Annotated in this window: 24 protein-coding genes; 20 read left to right on the forward strand and 4 right to left on the reverse strand. The window is 68.0% G+C overall.

The genetic code is table 11. From position 1 onward, the window contains the following. Positions 1-90 precede the first annotated feature (90 nt). Positions 91-1,536, forward strand: coding sequence for an AAA family ATPase (locus tag D9V41_RS09140; RefSeq protein ID WP_166375969.1), 1,446 nt, complete (start codon positions 91-93; stop codon positions 1,534-1,536). Positions 1,537-1,881: 345 nt separating this feature from the next. After that, the gene (locus tag D9V41_RS09145; protein WP_121794239.1) at positions 1,882-2,400 is read left to right on the forward strand and encodes a hypothetical protein; all 519 of its coding nucleotides are present in this window, start codon (positions 1,882-1,884) and stop codon (positions 2,398-2,400) included. An 11-nt stretch (positions 2,401-2,411) separates the two neighbouring features. Here the strand turns inward: D9V41_RS09145 and D9V41_RS09150 are convergent, their stop codons facing one another. The 3 genes from D9V41_RS09150 to D9V41_RS09160 all read right to left on the reverse strand — a co-directional run bounded on the left by D9V41_RS09150 (position 2,412) and on the right by D9V41_RS09160 (position 3,758). After that, positions 2,412-2,705, reverse strand: a complete 294-nt coding sequence (locus D9V41_RS09150; RefSeq protein WP_133434152.1) for a hypothetical protein — start codon at positions 2,703-2,705, stop codon at positions 2,412-2,414. Between the two features lie 120 nt (positions 2,706-2,825). Beyond that, complete coding sequence (locus D9V41_RS09155; RefSeq protein ID WP_121794241.1) at positions 2,826-3,092, reverse strand: trypco2 family protein; 267 nt, start codon at positions 3,090-3,092, stop codon at positions 2,826-2,828. Positions 3,093-3,122: 30 nt separating this feature from the next. Beyond that, positions 3,123-3,758: a DUF4145 domain-containing protein gene (locus D9V41_RS09160; protein ID WP_166375970.1), complete on the reverse strand. Its 636-nt coding sequence runs from the start codon at positions 3,756-3,758 to the stop codon at positions 3,123-3,125. A gap of 79 nt (positions 3,759-3,837) precedes the next feature. On the opposite strand from D9V41_RS09160, the gene D9V41_RS17570 reads away from it, so the two are divergent. The 7 genes from D9V41_RS17570 to D9V41_RS09190 all read left to right on the forward strand — a co-directional run bounded on the left by D9V41_RS17570 (position 3,838) and on the right by D9V41_RS09190 (position 9,866). After that, the gene (locus D9V41_RS17570) at positions 3,838-4,653 is read left to right on the forward strand and encodes a hypothetical protein (protein ID WP_166375971.1); all 816 of its coding nucleotides are present in this window, start codon (positions 3,838-3,840) and stop codon (positions 4,651-4,653) included. Between the two features lie 18 nt (positions 4,654-4,671). Further along, the gene (locus tag D9V41_RS09165; RefSeq protein ID WP_121794243.1) at positions 4,672-5,088 is read left to right on the forward strand and encodes a hypothetical protein; all 417 of its coding nucleotides are present in this window, start codon (positions 4,672-4,674) and stop codon (positions 5,086-5,088) included. A 169-nt stretch (positions 5,089-5,257) separates the two neighbouring features. Continuing rightward, positions 5,258-5,776, forward strand: coding sequence for a helix-turn-helix domain-containing protein (locus D9V41_RS09170; RefSeq protein ID WP_121794244.1), 519 nt, complete (start codon positions 5,258-5,260; stop codon positions 5,774-5,776). Beyond that, positions 5,763-7,037 carry a PBSX family phage terminase large subunit gene (locus D9V41_RS09175; RefSeq protein ID WP_121794245.1) on the forward strand — a complete coding sequence of 425 codons (1,275 nt, stop codon included), beginning with the start codon at positions 5,763-5,765 and terminating at the stop codon, positions 7,035-7,037. The genes D9V41_RS09170 and D9V41_RS09175 overlap by 14 nt, the downstream gene beginning before the upstream one ends. Next, positions 7,037-7,228, forward strand: a complete 192-nt coding sequence (locus tag D9V41_RS09180; protein ID WP_121794246.1) for a hypothetical protein — start codon at positions 7,037-7,039, stop codon at positions 7,226-7,228. The genes D9V41_RS09175 and D9V41_RS09180 overlap by 1 nt, the downstream gene beginning before the upstream one ends. Position 7,229: 1 nt before the next feature. Further along, on the forward strand, positions 7,230-8,792 hold the full coding sequence (locus D9V41_RS09185) for a phage portal protein (RefSeq protein ID WP_166375972.1): 1,563 nt from the start codon (positions 7,230-7,232) through the stop codon (positions 8,790-8,792). A gap of 9 nt (positions 8,793-8,801) precedes the next feature. Continuing rightward, on the forward strand, positions 8,802-9,866 hold the full coding sequence (locus D9V41_RS09190; protein ID WP_121794248.1) for a phage minor capsid protein: 1,065 nt from the start codon (positions 8,802-8,804) through the stop codon (positions 9,864-9,866). On the opposite strand, the gene D9V41_RS09195 is transcribed toward D9V41_RS09190, so the two are convergent. Continuing rightward, entirely contained in the window at positions 9,863-10,192 is a 330-nt protein-coding gene (locus tag D9V41_RS09195) for a hypothetical protein (protein ID WP_133434155.1), read from the reverse strand. The genes D9V41_RS09190 and D9V41_RS09195 overlap by 4 nt on opposite strands. A gap of 61 nt (positions 10,193-10,253) precedes the next feature. Here D9V41_RS09195 and D9V41_RS09200 point away from each other — a divergent pair, with 61 nt between their 5' ends. The 11 genes from D9V41_RS09200 (at position 10,254) to D9V41_RS09240 (ending at position 17,664) form a co-directional block, all read left to right on the forward strand. Further along, positions 10,254-10,973 carry a hypothetical protein gene (locus D9V41_RS09200; RefSeq protein ID WP_121794250.1) on the forward strand — a complete coding sequence of 240 codons (720 nt, stop codon included), beginning with the start codon at positions 10,254-10,256 and terminating at the stop codon, positions 10,971-10,973. Positions 10,974-11,010: 37 nt separating this feature from the next. Beyond that, positions 11,011-11,919: a N4-gp56 family major capsid protein gene (locus tag D9V41_RS09205; RefSeq protein WP_121794251.1), complete on the forward strand. Its 909-nt coding sequence runs from the start codon at positions 11,011-11,013 to the stop codon at positions 11,917-11,919. Continuing rightward, entirely contained in the window at positions 11,907-12,224 is a 318-nt protein-coding gene (locus D9V41_RS09210; protein ID WP_121794252.1) for a hypothetical protein, read from the forward strand. The genes D9V41_RS09205 and D9V41_RS09210 overlap by 13 nt, the downstream gene beginning before the upstream one ends. Before the next feature lie 76 nt (positions 12,225-12,300). After that, positions 12,301-12,729 (forward strand): hypothetical protein, encoded by a 429-nt coding sequence (locus D9V41_RS09215; protein ID WP_121794253.1) that lies wholly within the window; start codon positions 12,301-12,303, stop codon positions 12,727-12,729. After that, positions 12,722-13,045, forward strand: coding sequence for a hypothetical protein (locus tag D9V41_RS09220; RefSeq protein WP_121794254.1), 324 nt, complete (start codon positions 12,722-12,724; stop codon positions 13,043-13,045). The genes D9V41_RS09215 and D9V41_RS09220 overlap by 8 nt, the downstream gene beginning before the upstream one ends. After that, positions 13,042-13,398 (forward strand): minor capsid protein, encoded by a 357-nt coding sequence (locus tag D9V41_RS09225; RefSeq protein WP_121794255.1) that lies wholly within the window; start codon positions 13,042-13,044, stop codon positions 13,396-13,398. Before D9V41_RS09220 ends, D9V41_RS09225 begins: the two co-directional genes overlap by 4 nt. After that, positions 13,395-13,859 carry a phage tail terminator protein gene (locus tag D9V41_RS09230; protein ID WP_121794256.1) on the forward strand — a complete coding sequence of 155 codons (465 nt, stop codon included), beginning with the start codon at positions 13,395-13,397 and terminating at the stop codon, positions 13,857-13,859. Before D9V41_RS09225 ends, D9V41_RS09230 begins: the two co-directional genes overlap by 4 nt. Further along, the gene (locus D9V41_RS17775; protein ID WP_166375973.1) at positions 13,856-13,999 is read left to right on the forward strand and encodes a hypothetical protein; all 144 of its coding nucleotides are present in this window, start codon (positions 13,856-13,858) and stop codon (positions 13,997-13,999) included. Before D9V41_RS09230 ends, D9V41_RS17775 begins: the two co-directional genes overlap by 4 nt. A gap of 36 nt (positions 14,000-14,035) precedes the next feature. Further along, positions 14,036-14,545: a phage tail tube protein gene (locus D9V41_RS17575; RefSeq protein ID WP_133434156.1), complete on the forward strand. Its 510-nt coding sequence runs from the start codon at positions 14,036-14,038 to the stop codon at positions 14,543-14,545. 98 nt (positions 14,546-14,643) lie between these two features. Then, positions 14,644-15,135, forward strand: coding sequence for a DUF7426 family protein (locus D9V41_RS17780; protein ID WP_166375974.1), 492 nt, complete (start codon positions 14,644-14,646; stop codon positions 15,133-15,135). A gap of 204 nt (positions 15,136-15,339) precedes the next feature. Then, on the forward strand, positions 15,340-17,664 hold the full coding sequence (locus tag D9V41_RS09240; RefSeq protein WP_121794257.1) for a phage tail tape measure protein: 2,325 nt from the start codon (positions 15,340-15,342) through the stop codon (positions 17,662-17,664). Positions 17,665-17,720: the final 56 nt, after the last annotated feature.

Genomic DNA, 17,720 nt, shown 5'->3' on the forward strand with positions numbered 1-17,720 from the left:
TCCCCTCTCGCCCCCTCAGGCCGGCACGCCCACCAACCCGGTGCGGCGTGCCGGCCACCCGCCTCACGAACCGCGACAGGAACCATGCACGTGACCGACGAGCAGTACCCGCCCTACACCGACGCGGACACCCCCGCCGGCACCGTCACGCCCCTGCGCCCACTCACCAACCTCGCCGCCGAACAAGCCCTCATCGGCGCCATCCTCCTCCAGCCACAGACCGCCGCACCCCTCCTCGAGCAGGTCGACCCCGACGACTTCGACGACCCCCGCCACGAAACCATCTGGCAGGCCATCGACCACATCGTCCACACCGACGGACTCCTCCCCGACCACATCCTCATCGCCGAACACCTCCGCGAAACCGGCGACCTCCCCCGCGTCGCCGCGATCCTCCCCCACCTCACCACCGCCTGCCCCTCACCCGCCCAAGCAGCCGAATACGCGCGCCTCGTCCGCCACGCCGCCATCGCCCGCCGCGCCACCAGCAGACTCAACCGCGCCCAACAGCAGCTCACCAACACCACCCCCGAACTCCTCCCCCTCCACATCTCCGAAGCCCTCCAAGAACTCGACGACATCACCCGCGTCCTCGCCGGCCACAACGCCGGCGCCGGCATCACCACCCCCACCATCGACGAACTCCTCGACGGCGACGACGACGAACCCGACTGGGTCGTCCCCGGCCTCCTCGAACACCAAGACCGCGTCATCGTCACCGCCGCAGAAGGCGCCGGCAAATCCACCCTGCTGCGCCAGATCGCCGTCACCGCAGCCTCCGGCATCCACCCCTTCACCGGTGAGCCCATCACCCCCGTCCGCGTCCTCCACGTCGACGTCGAGAACTCCTGGCGCCAATCCCGCCGCCGCTACCGGCCCCTACGCCTCCAAGCCGGCGACCGCCTCGACCCCGAGAACCTCCGCATTGAACTCAAGACCAGCGGCCTCGACCTCACCACCGTCGACGACCGCGACTGGCTCGCCCGCCTCTGCACCCATCTCAAGCCCGACCTCCTCCTCATCGGCCCCATCTACAAACTCGCCGGCGGCGACCCCACCGAAGAACAGTCCGCCAAGCCCGTCGCCCTCGCGATCGACGCAATCCGCGAGAAGGTCGACTGCGCCGTCATCCTCGAAGCCCACTCCGCGAAGAAACCCTCCGGCGCCAAAGACCGCCCCGCCGAACCGTACGGCTGGTCCGGGTGGATGCGCTGGCCCGAACTCGGCATCTGGCTCGGCGACGACGGCACCATCAAGCACTGGCGCGGCGCCCGCGAAGAACGCGAATGGCCCATGCACCTCCAACGCGGCGGCGAGTGGCCCTGGATGCCCTCGGTCACCGACCTCGAGGAGCGCTGGCACCAGATCCGCCGCGCACGCACCAACGCCCGCCGACCGCTCACAATGCGCGACCTCGAACAGGCCACCGGCATGTCCCGCTCCACCGTCGCCCGAGTCGTCGGCAAGGGCTCCATCTACGGCGACATCTGGGCCTCGTTCAACGCCAACCAGCACCCCGGAGACGAGCCCCGATGAACACCACTTCGCAGCACCACCACACCGGAACCGGACTGGGACATCCGCCGCATGTCTCACGTGTCCCAACCTGTCCCAACCCCCAAGAGACACTGCAATTCCAGCAAAAACGCATCTTGTCCCACTGTCCCACGCGTTTTCGTGAGACAACGCCCGATTTTCCCTGCAATTCCAACTTGTCCCACCTGTCCCCCCTTACGGGGGTGGGTGTCCGTGAGACAAGACACCACCCACCCCCGCCGAAAGGGGCCGCCGCAGCCCGGACCAGCACCTCACCGCAACCGGTTGGACCACCGGCTACGCGCGTGAGTGGACCTCATGAATCAGCACACATAGGAGACACCCATGAATGACATCAGCATCACCGCCAAGCAGCGGCAGGAACTCGTCGACCTCGTGGACGACACCTCGAAGGTGTTCGTCGGCGTCGATCGGTCCGATCGGTGCATCGAGAACCCCGCCGAGGTGTTGGACGCGATACTCGAGCACCTCGGTGTCAGTGTCGCTCCGGCCCCCGAGCCCTGGACGCTGATTCCCGAGGGTCGTGAGTCCGCGGCGGTGTTGCGGGTGAACGGCGTGGTGGGGACGTACTGGTGCGACCGTTCTCGCAATGGCGTCTTCGCCGTCGACCCGTCCCCGAACACGATGGTCGACCTGAATGGCTTCACGGTCACCTATGCGGCGGCCGAGAACATCACCTCCGTCGAGCCCGTGCAGGTCGTCCCCGAGGGTGCGCGTGTGCTCGGCGACGACGAGGTCGCGGTGCCGCGGGAGTTGGTGGAGCGGGCGAAGGCGTGTGCAAACTCGACCGCCTCGCCGCTGATCCACGCCTTCGCTGCCGTCGAGGGCGGTGGCGACCAGTGAGCGTTCAGCGCTTAGGAGCCGAAGTCAGCCCGGCACGCCCGAACGAACTTCTCCCGCGCCTGGTCAAGCGCTTCCATCGCGCCCACCGTGCCGCCGTCCTCCTCGAACTCATAGAGCCGATCAAGCAAAACTCGACCCGCGTCGGACGCCCTCTTACTGCCGTAAATCTCAAGCTCTGTGAGATCTGCGAGGAGAGGAAGGTCCCAGTTCGGCGGGGGCGGCTCATCACCACCCTCGGCCCTTCGGAACGCGCGCGTGAACTGCGCGTCCGCCGTGACAACGGCTCGTACGACGCGCTGAGTCACTTCGGCTTGCATACTCCGTCTCCAGTGACGAGCCGCGCGGCGATCGCTCAGATAGGCAGACGCGATCGAGATGAGGCCACCAATGACGATCCCAGCAAGACCGACAACCAGCTGATTCACCTACATCCCCATCCCATGCTCCTGATCGAAGTCGGCGTGGGGGGTGAGGAGCAACCGAAACCGCGTAGTTCGGTTAGAAGCCACCGCGGCACCACCACTGAGCACATAGAACTGGATGCCGCCCTCACCGGATTTTTCGATGGAAAGTTCGAGTTCCAGCTCACCGTTCACCCACGTCAGCGTGTCGCCGCCACGTTGTGCCGCTTCACGCAGCTCCGTTCCAAGTTGATGCAGGACGTCAGCGAGTCCCAGTTTTTCGTCGCTCATGAGAGAGACCCTAGAGGCGACAGGCCAAGGTCATGCTGTTTGTGGCGACGCGTTTTTCATGCGCGCTTTCATCTCGTACGCGAGAACCAACAGTTGCTCGGTGAATGTAGCGACATCCTCTGCGACCTTTGCATCGATCGGCGTGACCTCATGGTTTGCGTCGTTGCCGACGTCTTTGATTCGATCCACCCACTCCAGCATGTGGGTCGTCACTATTCCCTCGCTTCGCAAGTGATCGACCGCTTCCTTGAAAGTCGGCGCGCGGTTCTTCTCGTTCTTCGCAGGAAGGCCGTGCTCAACGGCGACATGAAACAGCAACTTTCGGCAGAGCATCACAGACGCGGTATTGGCGCCAGCCCCGAGGCAAGTGCGCACCTCGTCCCAGATCCGGGCGTCGGCGTCGGGAAGCCCCTGCGGCTGTCTCAACGGCTTTCGTTCGGGGTAGAGCTTTCCATCCTGGACGACAGCACCTTTTGCGCAGGCTGGGCAACGGAGCCATTGGGTACGGCCAACGTTGGACGCACTGGTGTGAAAACTGTGAGCAATACGGACCATTCGTTTCGCGTGACAGTGCGGACACGTGTAGTCCGCCCATGCATAGGAATCGCCCTCAGAGAATCTCGACGTGTTCTCGATCGTGGCGACGGCCGAAGTTACCTGGCTCACGGGGAGGACGATACCGGCTATGCGCCCACAGCACGACAAATCCACTTGACCGACCGCTAGCACGCCAAAGGAACACAGCATGAGCGACAACACCGGTGCCCGCTGCGACTGGTCCGACCTCCCGACCGACCAGTGCAACCACTGCCACCCCGAACGACGACTTTCCCACCTCGAACGCGGCGAGCCCGCACGCCCGCGGGTGCGCGTCGTCCACCCCGTCGCGCTGCAGACCGCCACCGGCCCCAACGAGATCCCGTCAGCCCGCCTCATCGCCACGGACGACCCCAAGACCGTCCACGAGTACGTAGTCGCCCTCACCCAGGCGACCGTCCACCACCAGCCGTACACCGTTCAGCAGCGCAACCCTGACGGCACGCACACCCTCGTCACGCAGCGCCACAGGACCACCAGCCCGTCACTGCTCGAGCAGCTCGCCTCCGCGACCGAGCCCCTCGCCGGCGACGGTGACGGCGTCCGGGCGTTCGCATCCAAGCCGTCCGCGAGGGTCGACACGATCGACGCGTACCTCGACATCGAACGCGAGGTCCTCGCCTGGCTGCGCCGCCTCGACCTCCCGATTCCCGACCACCACGACCTCGCGACCGAGCTGCAGCGCGCCGCCGCCAACGCCGACGAGCGCGACATCAAGCGCGACGTGCGCTCGTGGTGGATCAGGGCCCGCACGGTCACGGGCTGGGATTCGCCGGCGTGGCGGCCGCGGAACACGTGTCCACTGTGCGCGACGTCGGGATCACTGCGGGTCAGGTTGGACGCGCAGACCGCCGTGTGCGTGTCCTGCTGGGAGGGGTGGGACTCGTCGACGATCGGGCTGCTGGCCGACCACATCCGCCGCGAGAACGACGACCTCGGCGAAACCGTCTCGGACGTCGGATGAGGCTCGTAGGGTTCATGTATGGAGTTCCGGACGGGCGAGGGTGGCGGCGGCGAGGACAGCCTTCTCAGGTACAACCCTGCAAAAGACCCGATCTATGAGCACATGCGGCGTGCGCAGAGCGCGAATCTCAACCTCAAGGCGCAACAACGCGCGGAGAGCCGCCGTACTGCCGATGCGACCGAGCGAGCGGCCGAAGCGATTCAAGTGATGCGCGACCTCGCAGTCGAGCAACATCGTGAGAACCAGCAACTACGGCTCCTCACCGCGGTCCTCTCGGTCGCCGTTCTCATCGACATGGGCATCGCGATGCAATCCGACGGGCTCGCCGCGTGGCGGGTCGCCGCTACCTTCCTGGGCGCATTCGCGGCGTATGGGTTGTTCAGGCTCATCTCCGCGGTCTGGGCGAAGTGGCGCGACCGCCGCGCCGAGCGCTGACCCCTGCTTGACGTTCGCTCAGCGAACATGCACCATAGAGCCGTCGGGAGAAGTGTCTCCCCGCCCAGAACCACAACGAACCCCAGCCCAGGCGGCTGGGGTTTCGTCATTCCCGATCGAGGACGGAGGCCAGGAGCCCCGCCACGACCCGCAGCGAGGTGACCCGACCGTGCCTCGCAACGCACCCATCAGCGACGAAACCCGGACCCGCATCCTCGCCCTCCACGCCGAGGGACGCACCCGCAACGACATCGCCCGCGAGGTCGGCGTCTCCGGATACACGGTCACCAAGGTCGTCAAGGCCGCAGGCCGCAGCTTCGACCGCACTGCCACCCGCGCCGCGACCGAGGCACGCCAGGCCGACATGGCCGAACGGCGGGCACGACTACGGGCCAAGTACCTGCAGCGAGCCGAGGAACTCCTCGACCAGATGGACAAGCCGCACCTGGTGTTCAACTTCGGCGGCAAGGACAACACCTACGCCGAACGCACCCTCGACCGGCCGCCCGTCAAGGACATCCGCGACCTCATGCAGGCGGCATCCACCGCCACCAGCGCCGAGCTCCGTATCGCCGCGGCCGAGTCCGACTCGAATGCCGAAGCCGCGCGCAGCGTCCTCGTCGGCCTCGCCAACGCCCTCGGCGTCCACGGCCCCAACGACCAACCAAACCCCGATGCCGGCACCTGATCTGCCGCTGTCGGCCGCGCAGCTCGACTCCGTCCGCGAGTCCAACGGCCGCGTGAACATCTGGGACGGCAGCATCCGATCCGGTAAGACCATCGGGTCGATCCTGCGCTGGCTGATGTTCGTGGCCCTCGCTCCCCGCGGCGGCGAACTCGTCATGATCGGCCGCACCCGCGACACCGTCTGGCGCAACGTCATCGGCCCCATGCAAGACCCCAGCCTGTTCGGACCCGCCGCCGCCACCGTCGTCGGGAACTACGGCGCCCCGACGGTGACGATCCTCGGCCGCCGCGTGTACGTCCTTGGCGCCCACGACGCCAAGGCCGAGAAGACCATCCGCGGTCTGACCGTCGCCGGCGCCTACGTCGACGAAGTCACCACCCTCACCGAGGAGTTCTTCACCCAGCTCCTCGGCCGCATGAGCGTGGCCGGCGCGCAGCTGTTCGGCACCACCAACCCCGACAGCCCCGGGCACTGGCTCAAACGCAAGTTCCTCGACCGGCTGGGGTCGCTGCCGGACTGGCGGCGGTTCCACTTCACGATCGAGGACAACCCGTCCCTCACCGCGGCCTACGTCGAGTCGATCCGACGCGAGTTCACCGGCCTGTGGTTCCGACGGTTCATCCTCGGCGAATGGGTGCAGGCCGAAGGCGCGATCTACGACATGTGGGACCCGGACCGGCACGTCGTCCCCCACGCCACCCTGCCGCCCATGGAGCGTGTGCTGGCCGTCGGTGTCGACTACGGCACCACGAACCCGACCCGCGGCTACCTGCTCGGGTACGCGGCCGAGCGGCTGTGGGTGCTCGACGAGTGGGCGCCCACGGGCGGCACGGACGCCGAGCTCTCGCACAGCCTCACCCGCTGGTTGAACGGTCGCCAGCCGGCAGAGTGGCGCGACCCCGAATGGCTGTTCATCGACCCCGCCGCCGCATCGTTCAAGCTGCAGCTGCGCCGCGACGGACACCACAACACTCGCGGCGGCGCCAACGAGGTGCTGCCCGGTATCCGCACCATCGGGTCGCTGCTGGCACTCGAACGGCTCAAGGTGTCCGACCGGTGCGAGAAGCTCATCGACCGTGTCCCCGGTTACGCGTGGGACCCGAAGAAGACCGAGAAGGGCGAGGACGCCCCGCTCAAGGTCGACGACCACGAGGCCGACGCCCTGCGTTACGCCGTCCACTCCACGCGCCGTCTGTGGCGCAACCTGATCCCCCTGACCGCGTCGCTCGACGACGACCCTGAGCTCGAGGAGGCCGCCTGATGCGTGTCAAGGTCTACCTCGCCGACGGCGGGACCCTCGAGGTGAACGACTTCGACGAAGGCTCCGCACTCGACCTGCGCAACGCCGTCGAGTGTGGCGAATCGTGGCTCACCTTCGAGATGGACGACGCCACGGTCCTGGTCAGCGCCCGGCAGGTCGTACGGATCGACTTCGATGGGGAGGCCGCCTGACATGCCGCTCCCCGAGAAGGACATGCAGTGGCCCCCGCCGCAGCTCACCCACATCCTGAACGACATCAGCACCTGGTCCGCCTGGTACTCCGGCGACCCGGCAAGCCTGTCCACCGCCTACGGCGCCGTCGACACCACCGGGCCACGTCCACTCACGCAGGTCCGCCCCTCCCAGTACGCCGGCGGCGTCGTCGGCGCGGTCGCACGCTGGTTCTGGGGACAACCCACCCCCGCCGGGCACCAGCGCACCAAGCTCCACGTGCCCGTCGCCGCCGACATCGCCACCGCCTCATCGGATCTGCTGTTCGCCGAGCAGCCGACCATCGTCACCAACGACGACGACACCAAGCGCAAGCGGCTCAACAAGATCCTCGAAGGCGTCGCGTGGGAATCGCTGCTCCCCGAATCCGGCGAGATCGCGGCCGCGCTCACCGGCGTGTACCAGCGGATCGTGTGGGACGAGAACGTCGCCGACCATCCGCTCATCACCGTCGTCCCTGCGGACTCCGCGTGGCCCGAGTTCTCGTTCGGGAAGCTGCGCGCCGTCACGTTCTGGCAGGTCGTCGCCCGCAACGGCAGCACTGTCGTACGGCACCTCGAACGTCACGAACCCGGCCGCATCCTCCACGGCCTCTACCAGGGCACCGAAACCCAGCTCGGCCGCCGCATCCCCCTCACGGAGCACCACGCCACAGCAGACATCACCGTCGATGAAGACGCTGGCGTCGACACCGGCACCAGCCTGCTGACCGCCGTGTACATCCCCAACGTGAAGCCGACCCGCCGCCCGACGTGGCGCAACGACCCCATCGGGTCGAACCTGGGCCGATCGGACTTCGACGGAATCGAACCGGCGATGGACGCGCTCGACGAGACCTACACGTCCTGGATGCGTGACGTTCGGATCGGCAAGGCCCGCATCATCGTGGACCAGGCCGCGCTGGAAACCGAGGGGCGTGGCCACGAGGCCAGCTTCGACCTCGACCGCGAGGTGTACGAGGCCGTCAACATCATGTCCGGCAGTGGCGACGACGCCCCGATCACGCCGTACCAGTTCGAGATCCGCGCCGAAGCGCACCAGGCCACCATCCGCGCGCTCCTCGAACGCATCATCTCCGGCGCCGGATACAGCCTGCAAACGTTCGGCGTCTACCCCGAAGGCAGCGGCACCACCGCCACCGAGGTATCCGCCCGCGAACGCAAAAGCATGACGACGCGGGAGAAGAAAACCCGCTACTGGGCGCCGGCGCTCACCCACCTGCTGACCGCGCTGCTCGAGGTCGATCGCGCCAAGTTCAGGGGCCCGGGGCCGTTCGATCAGATGACGATCGAGTTCCCGCCCTCCACACAGCCCACCCCCGCCGAGCTCGCGCAGACCGCGCAGCTACTGTCCGCCGCGCAGGCCGCGTCGATCCGCACCCGCGTGAAGATGGTGCACCCCGACTGGGATAAGACCGCGGTCGACGAAGAAGTCGACCTGATCATGGGTGAGAACAGCCTGTCGGTGCCAGCGTTCGGTCCGCTGCCGGCCGACCGTGCCCCAGCTGTCGACGAAACCGAGTAGCGTCACCTCATGCCCCTGTCGCCCGAGTACGCCGCCGGTCTGACCGACCAGCTGGTCGCGGTGTACCAGGAGGCCGAACAGGTCCTCCTGGGCCGGATTGCGCGGGCGCTCGCGGCGAACATGGACGCCCCGGACTGGGCCGAGCGCAAGCTGTTGCAGATGCAGCTGCTGCAGGCGCAGACCGTGCGGCAGGTCGCGGAGTTGACCGGCAAGTCGTCGGAGGAGATCGCCGCGGCGATCGTGCGGTCGTACAACCGGGGCGCGGCGATGGCTGAGCAGGATCTTGCTGAGCTCGTCGCCCGCTCCGCGACCGCCCCTATGGTTCCGCCGGGCCTACCGGCGGTCGAGGGTCTCGTGTCCGAGACGGTCGCGCACGTGCAGCTGGCGAACCAGCGCATCCTGCGGGCGGCCGATGACATCTACCGGCAGGTCATCGCGAGCGCGGCCCCTCAGGTGCTGTTGGGTACGCAGACCCGCCGGGAGGCTGCGCAGTCGGCGTTGAACCGGTTCGCGAACCGCGGGATCACCGGGTTCGTCGACAGCCGTGGCCGCCAGTGGGCGATGGAGTCCTACGTCGAGATGTCGATGCGCGCTGGCGTCATGAACGCGCAGGTGCAGGGGCACGTCGAGCGGCTGCTGTCACGCGGCCAGGATCTGGTGATCGTGTCCGACGCGCCGCAGGAGTGCGCGCTGTGCCGTCCCTGGGAGGGCAAGGTGCTGTCGCTGACGGGGTCGCAGCATGTTGACGTGCGCGTGGCGGGCACGCTCGACGCGGCCCGCTCGGCTGGCTTGTTCCATCCGGGTTGCCGGCATTCGGTGAGCCTGTTCATCCAGGGTGTGACGAAACGCCCCACCGACACCGCGGACGCGGCCAGCCAGCATGACCGTGAGCATCTGCGGTCGCGTGAGCGTCAGGTGCGCAAGTGGAAGCGCCGCGAGGCGGTCGCGCTCGATGACGCGGCCCGGGAGCAGGCGCGCGCGAAGGTGCGGCACTACCAGGCGCAGATCCGTGAGCATGTGGCTTCGTCGTCGGCGAAGCGGCAGCGTCACCGCGAGCAGCTCGGCGCGCTCTAGCCTGCAGCGTCCTCGCACACCGGAGTGCCGTCGAGCTCAGGCTCGTATGCGCACTGGTTGCTGATCCACACGCCCGGGTCGGTGCCGTCGAGCACCTGCGGGTACTTGCTCGCGGCGGCCGCGAACTCGGCGACGTCCTGGCACTCGCTGAACGCCGGGTGCAGATCGGCCTGCGAGTCCGCCATGTCACCGGCCTCAGCCGCCTGCGCGAACACCGCCTCGCAGGCGCTGTCCTCTCCGCTCGCGTCGTCGTCGCTGCCTCCACCGCAGCCGGTGAACATGAGCGCGGCCGCGGCCAACACCGCGGCAGTCCTAGTCCTGATCACCGGTTGATCGTAACGCGCCAGGAGCGCGGTCCACCCCGATATGAGCCCAGGAGGCCCTGTCATGACCGAAGCAGCACCCGAGACCCAGACCACCACCACGGACGGCACGAGCGGCGAAGCGACCACCACCGCCACGACGACGCCGCCGGAAGGTGGCCAGAGCCCCCAGGGCAAGGACAACGGCAGCGACGACCTCGTCGAAGCGATCCGCTCCAACCCCGAGAAGGCGAAGGCCGAGATCGAACGACTCCGCCAGGAGAACGCATCCGCCCGGACCAACGCCAAGGAACAGGCCGCCGAGGAAGCCCGCAAGGGCGTCCTTGAGGACATCGCCAAGGCGCTCGGCTTCAAGGACGGCGAGAAGGCTCCCACCGTCGATGAGCTCAAGCAGCAGCTCACCGAACAGACCACCAAGACCGAGCAGGCCAGCGCCGCGTATCGCGACACACAGGCTGAGCTTGTCGTGTGGCGCAACGCCACCGACCTCGGCGTCGACGCGGCCGCGCTGACCGACTCGCGCGCGTTCGAGCGCGCCATCGCAGACCTCGACCCCGCTAGCGACAGCTTCGCGGAGGACGTGAAGAAGGCCGCCCAGGAGGCGGCCGAGCAGAACCCGAAGCTCAAGGCGGCCCCGGCGGCCGGCAAGAGCGGCGCAGAACTCAACGGCGGGACCGGTGAGGGCGCGATCACGCAGGAACAGTTCGACCGCATGTCCGGCCAGGAACGCAACGAGCTGTACCGCACCAACCCCGAGCTCTACCGACGCCTCTCCGGCCGGTAGAGCCCGACCCCCCCTCTGACGAAGGAGAAACGCCACCATGGCTACCACCCTGCGCGCCGATCTTTGGGCGCCCGAAGTCTGGGCCGACATGGCCGCCGCCGAGTTCACCGGCAAGGCCATCGTCGCCACCAGCACCGCCGTCCTCACCGACGACACCCTCGTCGGCCAGCCGGGCGAGACCATCAACTTCCCCAAGTGGATGGAACTCTCCGAGATGCAGGACGTCGCCGAGACCGACGTGCTCGTCCCCGAGAAGCTCACCCAGAAGGCCAGCGCCGCCACCATCAAGGAGGCCGGGAAGGCCGTCGAGATTTCCGACAAGGCCAGCCTCGTCGGACTCGGCAACCCCCAGGACGAGGCCGTCCGCCAGTTCGGTGTCCTCGCCGCCCGCAAGGTCGACGCCGACCTCATCACCGCCGCGCAGGTGACCGTCGCCGACGGCGTGAAGTACGCCGACGGTTCGGCGGCCACGGCTTCGGCGCCGCTCACGCACACCATCACGAACGCTGACGGTGCGATCACCTGGGACGGGATCGTCGACGGCCTCGAGAAGTTCGGCGACGACTTCGAGCCCTCGGAGTTCTCCGGCCTGTACATCCGGGCCGAGCAGCGCAGCCAGATCATGAAGGACGACGCCTTCATCAAGGCGTCCGAGGTCTCCGCTGGCGGCGCGGGCAGCATGCTGCGGCGCGGGTTCATCGGTGAGATCGCGGGCCTTCCCGTGTACGTCACCAACCGGCTCGGCTCCGGTAAGGCGCTCGTGCTCAAGCAGAACAGCCTCGGCCTGTTCTACAAGCGCCGCCCGATCGTCGAGCAGGACCGCGACATCCTCTCGCGGACCACGGTCGTCACGACCAACCTGCACTACGCGACGAAGCGAGTGAACGACAAGGGCGTCCTCGCGCTCACGATCGCCACAGGCGCCAGATCGCCATGGGCATGCTGATCAACCGCCACCGCGACCGCCACAAGTCGCGCCGCGGGAAGGCGGCCACCAAGACCACGAAGCCCAGCACCGTCGCGGTGCCGGACAGCGTGGACGAGGACTCGACCAAGGCCGAGCTCCTCGCCTACGCCGAAGCCAACGGCATCGAGGTCAAGAAGACCGCGAAGAACGCCGAACTCCTCGAGTCCATCCGGGCCGCCGAACAGGGCCCCGGACAGGACACCTCCGACATCGGCACGGAGCCCGGTGACGGCGAGGGCGACGGCGACAAGACCCCCGACCCGGACGGGTCGGAGGCCAAGTAAGGGCGGTTCGGGCCGGTGGGCCCTTCCACAGTCCACCGGCCCGAGCACCACACCCCGACGCGCAGAGGAGGCGGCCATGGTTCAGCCCGAGTACACGACCGTCGAAGGCATCCGTGCCGCGCTCCCCGCCAGCATCCGCGACGACATCAACGTCGACGACCAGATGCCCAAGCGCGCGTCGCGCATCATCGACGAAGCCCTCATCGGCGTCGTCTACCTCGTCGACAACGCCACACAACTCCCCGTCGACGAGGGCACCCGGCAGACGCTCGACGACGCGGCCGCGGCGCAGGGCGCGTGGATGATCATGACCGGCGACGAGGACGGCACCGGCACCGCGCCCGGCACACCCCAGTCGGCCACCGTCGCGGGAGCCACCTGGTCGGGCATGAGCCAAGCGCAGAACGCGACCACCACTCGGTCGGGCGCGAAGCTCGCTCCCGAGGCCGCCCGCATCCTCCTCGTCGAGGGCCTCGTTCCCACGGTGGTGCGGGTCCGTGGCTGAGATCCCACTCTCGTACCTGTACGCGAAGGTCGAGGTCGAGCCGTACGCCGGCACCGGCGCCTACGGCGACACCTACGAGGCTTCCCGCACGCGGCCCTGCGCGATCGAGGATCGCCGCCAGCTGGTCCGCGACAACGACGGCCGCGAGGTCATCTCCGAAACCACACTCACGATCCGCCGCGAGCACCTGGCCGACTTCCCACCCGGCTCCCGCGTCCACACCCACCACGGCCGCGTCGCCTACGTCATCGTCGCCGCCGAACACCGCGACGGCGGCCGCGGCGCCTGGCAGCACGGGACGGTGAACCTCACATGACCGACACCGGCGGCGTCGCCGTCAACATCAACCTCGGCCGCGCACGCCGCGCCTACGTCGAAGCTGGGGCCGATGCGCTCGGAATCGCCGCCGAACACGTCCTGCAGGTGTCGAACACCCGCGTGCCGGTCGAGGAGGGCACGCTGGAACGTTCGGGCACGACGAGCGTCGACAAGTCCAAGCTCGTCGCCGCGGTGTCCTACGACACCCCCTACGCCGTCGCGCAGCACGAGCGCATGGACTACGCGCACAAGGGCAAGGGACAGGCCAAGTACCTCGAGTCCGCGCTGACGGGTGAGCGACGCGTCGTGGCGAAGCTCCTCGCTGACGAAATTCGGCGGCGGAACCGATGAGCGTCTACGACACCGACCTCACGGTGGGGGTCGCGATGCTGCTGGCCGACCACGGCCACGGCACATGGGACCCCGAGGGCGTGTATCAGCCCGGGGAGACCGGGATTGTGCTCGACCTGGTCCCGCAGACCCCGGACGACGTGATCACCCTGTCCGCCTATGGCGTCGACGACGACGTCACCGAGGGCCGCTCCGTGGTCGGGGTGCAGATCCGAAACCGCGCCACCGCCGGCGACAATCCTCGACCAGCCCGCGAGCTCGCGGCCGCCATCTTCACGACGCTGCACGGTCGCACGCAGATCACGCTGGCCACTGGCTTGCGCGTGCATCAGATCAACCGGGCGTCGTGGACGTCCGGCGGGCAGGACTCGAACCGGCGTTGGTCGATGATCCAGAACTTCTACGCCGACATCTACATCCCCGCCAAGCAGCTGTACCCACCAGGAGGAATGACGCCATGAGCGAGCAGCGCTACAAGCACCCCCGCACCGGACAGGTTCACACCGTCCACAACAAGGCCGTGGCCGCGTTCCTCAAGGCCCGCGGCTACGTCCCCGACACCGGCAAGGGCACCGAGCCCAAGCCGGCCACCAAGCAGTAGTCCGACCCCTCAACGGCAGCCCCGAAGGAGCACACCATGCCTGTTACCACCAAGGTCCCGCTCGGGGCCGAGACCCTCGCCCGCAAGTGGTGCATCGACGTCAACGCCGGCAACAGCGACACACCCGACTGGGTTGGCGTGTTCGGCATCACCGAGTTCAAGCCAACCCAGTCCCCCACCACCCAGGACACGTCCGACTACGACGGCGAAGGCTGGAAGTCCGAGACCGTCACCGCGCAGAGCCGGGGCGGCGAAGGCAAGGTCAAGCGCGCATCCACCCGCGCCGACCGCACCGCCTACGACCCGGGCCAGGAAATCCTGCGCCTCGCCGCGAGCGAGATGGGCCTCGACAACGAGGTCGAGGTCCGCGTCTACGAGGACAACGGACCCGACGGCCCCGCCGTCGAGGCATACCAGGGCTTTGTCGGCGTCACCTGGGAGCCGGACGGCGGCGGCATGGACGCCATCGACTTCGCGTCCTTCAAGCTGCTCGGCCACGGCAAGCGGACCGCGATCCCGCACCCCGCGGCCGACACGACGCCGTAACAGGCCGGTGGGGCGCGGGATCTCCCTGGCTGGGCCCGCGCCCCACCCCCACCCCATCCACCCAGCCAGGACCGTCCACCAGCCAGGAGACCAGCAGCATGTCCCAGTTCAAAGACCTCGACGACTTCTTCGACCCGACACTGCGCCTGCCCATCCGAGGCAAGGAGTACGTCATCCAGCCCGTCGACGCCGCCACCGGAGTCTGGGTCCAGCGCCTGTTCGAGGTCGGCGTCCGACTCCAATCCGGCGATGACGTCGAAGAGGCCCAACTCGCGTCGCTCAAGCTCGACGACGCCGAGGAACGTGACACGTTCCGCCGCGTCCTCGGCGACACCTACGACGAGATGGTCGCCGACAACGTGCCGTGGCCCTACATCAAGCACGCCGGAACCACCACGCTCATCTGGATCGCCACCGACAAAGACCGCGCCGAAGCCTACTGGAGCGCCGGCGGAGAACGCCCAAAAGCGCGCAAGGCGCCGGCGGACCGTCAGGCGAAGTCGGCCCGACCGGCCTCCACCGCCACGAAGAAGGCCCCCGCCAAGAAGCCCCGCGCTTCGGCGAAATCCTCATCGAACACTGGTCGCTGATCGAAGCGGACCTGCACGAGGTCTACGGCATCGACGTCGATGACCGCGGCCTCATGCGGGCCCGCTCATGGCGGTGGCTGCGCACCCGCATCCACGCGCTACTCGACCGGCCCCCGCAGATAGCGCCGAACGGCGCGGTCGTCCATTCCACCCGCCTCGGGTTGATCCTCAACCCACCCAAGGAGCCGAAGGAGGGCTGATCGCATGGCGCTCGACGTTGGTGACCTCGTCGCCCGACTCCGGCTCGACACCGGCCCGTTCGACCGGGACAGCCGAACCGCCGAAGGCAAGTTCGGCGCATGGGGTGGCCGACTCGGCAAGGTCGCGATCGCCGCCGGCGCAACGGTCGCCGCGGCCATGGGTGCCGCCGCCTACCAGGGCGTGCAGGCGTTCGCGGAGTTCGAGTCGGGCATGAACGAAGTGTTCACCCTCCTGCCCGGCATCTCCGAGCAGGCCATGGGCGACATGTCGGACCAGGTCAAGCAGTTCTCGATGGACTTCGGGGTGCTGCCCAACGAGGTCGTGCCGGCGCTGTACCAGTCGCTGTCGGCGGGCGTCCCACCTGACAACGTCTTCGACTTCCTCGAGACCGCGCAGATGGCCGCGAAGGGTGGCGTCACCGAACTGACCACCGCGGTGGACGGCATCTCGTCGGTGGTCAACGCCTACGGTGACGAGATCCTCGACGCCACGCAGGCCAGCGACCTGATGTTCACCGCCGTACGGCTGGGCAAAACGAACTTCGAGGAGCTCTCGGGCAGCCTCTACAACGTCACGCCGACCGCCGCGGCGCTTGGGGTCGAGTTCGGTGACATCACGGCTGCGATGGCGCAGATGACCGCGCAAGGTGTCCCGACGTCGGTGGCCACGACGCAGCTGCGGCAGCTGTTCGTCGAGCTGTCCAAGGAGGGCGGCGCGGCGTCCGATGCGTTCAAGGAGATCGCGGGCGAGGGGTTCGCTGACTTCATCGCCGGCGGCGGGAACGTCGCTGACGCGCTGGACATCATGCAGCAGGCCGCCGACGAGAACGACGTCGCGCTGCAGGACATGTTCGGGTCGGTCGAGGCCGGCGCTGCGGCGCTGTCCCTGGCCGCTGGTGGCACGGACAGCTATCGGGCGGCGATGGACGAGATGGCCAACTCGGCCGGTGCGACCGAGGCCGCCTACAACCAGATGGACCAGGGTCTGTCGGCGTCGTGGGATCGGATCAAGGCCGCAGGGTCGGTCGCGCTGATCGACCTGGGTGAGCAGCTGGCGCCGTTCGTGTCCGATGTTGCTGACCTTGCCGAGCAGGCGCTCCCGTCGCTGGTGGGCGCTGTGGGGTCCGTTGGTGATGCGTTCACGGCCGCCGGGGACGCGGTCGGTGTGGCTACGGACTTTCTCGAGGATCACGAGGTCGCGGTCACCCTGGTGGCTGGGGCGATCACCGGTGTCCTGGTCGCTGCCCTCACCGTGTGGATGACCCGCACGGTGGTCGCTGCGGCGACGAACACGATCGCGTGGTTCACGACGGCGGCCGCGTCGCAGACGAGCGCTGCCGTGCAGTCCAAGTCGGCGCTGCAGGTGGTGATCGGCTGGCTGTTGATGGGCGCTCGCGCGCTCGGGCAGGGTCTGATCATCGCGGGCGTGTGGGCCGCTCAGATCGCTGCGGCGGCGGTCCGTGGGGCTGCGGTATTCCTGATACAGGCGGGGCTGGTCGTCGGCGGATGGGTGCTGATGGGTGCGCAGGCGATGGCGCAGGCGGCGCGGATGGCGGCTGCTTGGTTCATCGCGCTCGGTCCGATCGGGTGGGCGATCGCCGCGATCATCGCCGTCGTCGTGCTGATCATCGCCTACTGGGACGAGATCAAGGCCGCGACGCAGGCCGCCTGGGAGTGGGTGGTCGAGCAGGTGAAGAAGGTTCCGGGCGCGATCGTGAGCTTCTTCATGAACTGGACGTTGCCGGGGCTGATCATCAAGCACTGGGACAAGATCAAATCCACGTTCCGCAACGGCGTCTCCAACGTCGTGCAGTGGATGCGTGACCTTCCGGGCCGCATCCTCGGTGCGGTCGGCAATCTCGGTTCGCTGCTGTGGGGTGTCGGTGAGGACATCATGCGGGGCCTGCGTGACGGCATCGACCGCGGCCTGGAATGGGTGAAGTCGAAGCTCGGCGGGGTCGGGAAGCTGATCCCCGGCTGGTTGAAGGACGTTCTGGGCATCAGTTCGCCGTCGAAGGTGATGCGCGACCAGGTTGGTCTGTGGATTCCTGCTGGTATCGCGGAGGGTGTCGAGCGTGGCATGCCCGGGCTGCGGTCGACGATCACGGGAATGGTGGACGACGTGGTGGTGCCGATCGACGCGGCCGCCGCGTACCGGTCGGCTGTGATGACGCGGTCGTGGGGTGCGTCGGGTGCGCTCGCACCGACAGGTCGTGTCGGTGGGGCCGGTTACGGCGGCCCTCTCGTCGAACAGCACGTGCACGCGGCACCGGGGATGAGTGAGGAAGCGATCGGCGACGCCGCCGAGCCTGTCAAGGTGTTTGTGTAAGTGGGTGCCGTCTCGGTTTCAGAGGTAGGGGTTGATCCGGTCGGGGTAGGCGATGG

It is taken from the genome of Aeromicrobium phragmitis (assembly GCF_003674095.1).
Lineage (GTDB): Bacteria > Actinomycetota > Actinomycetes > Propionibacteriales > Nocardioidaceae > Aeromicrobium > Aeromicrobium phragmitis.

Bases quoted from the DNA above. Each gene is read 5' to 3' on its own strand.
- D9V41_RS09145 (WP_121794239.1), top strand. From the start codon at position 1,882: ATGAATGACATCAGCATCACCGCCAAGCAGCGGCAGGAACTCGTCGAC.
- D9V41_RS09155 (WP_121794241.1), bottom strand. From the start codon at position 3,092: ATGAGCGACGAAAAACTGGGACTCGCTGACGTCCTGCATCAACTTGGA.
- D9V41_RS17570 (WP_166375971.1), top strand. From the start codon at position 3,838: ATGAGCGACAACACCGGTGCCCGCTGCGACTGGTCCGACCTCCCGACC.
- D9V41_RS09165 (WP_121794243.1), top strand. From the start codon at position 4,672: ATGGAGTTCCGGACGGGCGAGGGTGGCGGCGGCGAGGACAGCCTTCTC.
- D9V41_RS09175 (WP_121794245.1), top strand. From the start codon at position 5,763: ATGCCGGCACCTGATCTGCCGCTGTCGGCCGCGCAGCTCGACTCCGTC.
- D9V41_RS09180 (WP_121794246.1), top strand. From the start codon at position 7,037: ATGCGTGTCAAGGTCTACCTCGCCGACGGCGGGACCCTCGAGGTGAAC.
- D9V41_RS09185 (WP_166375972.1), top strand. From the start codon at position 7,230: ATGCCGCTCCCCGAGAAGGACATGCAGTGGCCCCCGCCGCAGCTCACC.
- D9V41_RS09190 (WP_121794248.1), top strand. From the start codon at position 8,802: ATGCCCCTGTCGCCCGAGTACGCCGCCGGTCTGACCGACCAGCTGGTC.
- D9V41_RS09200 (WP_121794250.1), top strand. From the start codon at position 10,254: ATGACCGAAGCAGCACCCGAGACCCAGACCACCACCACGGACGGCACG.
- D9V41_RS09205 (WP_121794251.1), top strand. From the start codon at position 11,011: ATGGCTACCACCCTGCGCGCCGATCTTTGGGCGCCCGAAGTCTGGGCC.
- D9V41_RS09210 (WP_121794252.1), top strand. From the start codon at position 11,907: ATGGGCATGCTGATCAACCGCCACCGCGACCGCCACAAGTCGCGCCGC.
- D9V41_RS09215 (WP_121794253.1), top strand. From the start codon at position 12,301: ATGGTTCAGCCCGAGTACACGACCGTCGAAGGCATCCGTGCCGCGCTC.
- D9V41_RS09225 (WP_121794255.1), top strand. From the start codon at position 13,042: ATGACCGACACCGGCGGCGTCGCCGTCAACATCAACCTCGGCCGCGCA.
- D9V41_RS09230 (WP_121794256.1), top strand. From the start codon at position 13,395: ATGAGCGTCTACGACACCGACCTCACGGTGGGGGTCGCGATGCTGCTG.
- D9V41_RS17775 (WP_166375973.1), top strand. From the start codon at position 13,856: ATGAGCGAGCAGCGCTACAAGCACCCCCGCACCGGACAGGTTCACACC.
- D9V41_RS17575 (WP_133434156.1), top strand. From the start codon at position 14,036: ATGCCTGTTACCACCAAGGTCCCGCTCGGGGCCGAGACCCTCGCCCGC.
- D9V41_RS17780 (WP_166375974.1), top strand. From the start codon at position 14,644: ATGTCCCAGTTCAAAGACCTCGACGACTTCTTCGACCCGACACTGCGC.
- D9V41_RS09240 (WP_121794257.1), top strand. From the start codon at position 15,340: ATGGCGCTCGACGTTGGTGACCTCGTCGCCCGACTCCGGCTCGACACC.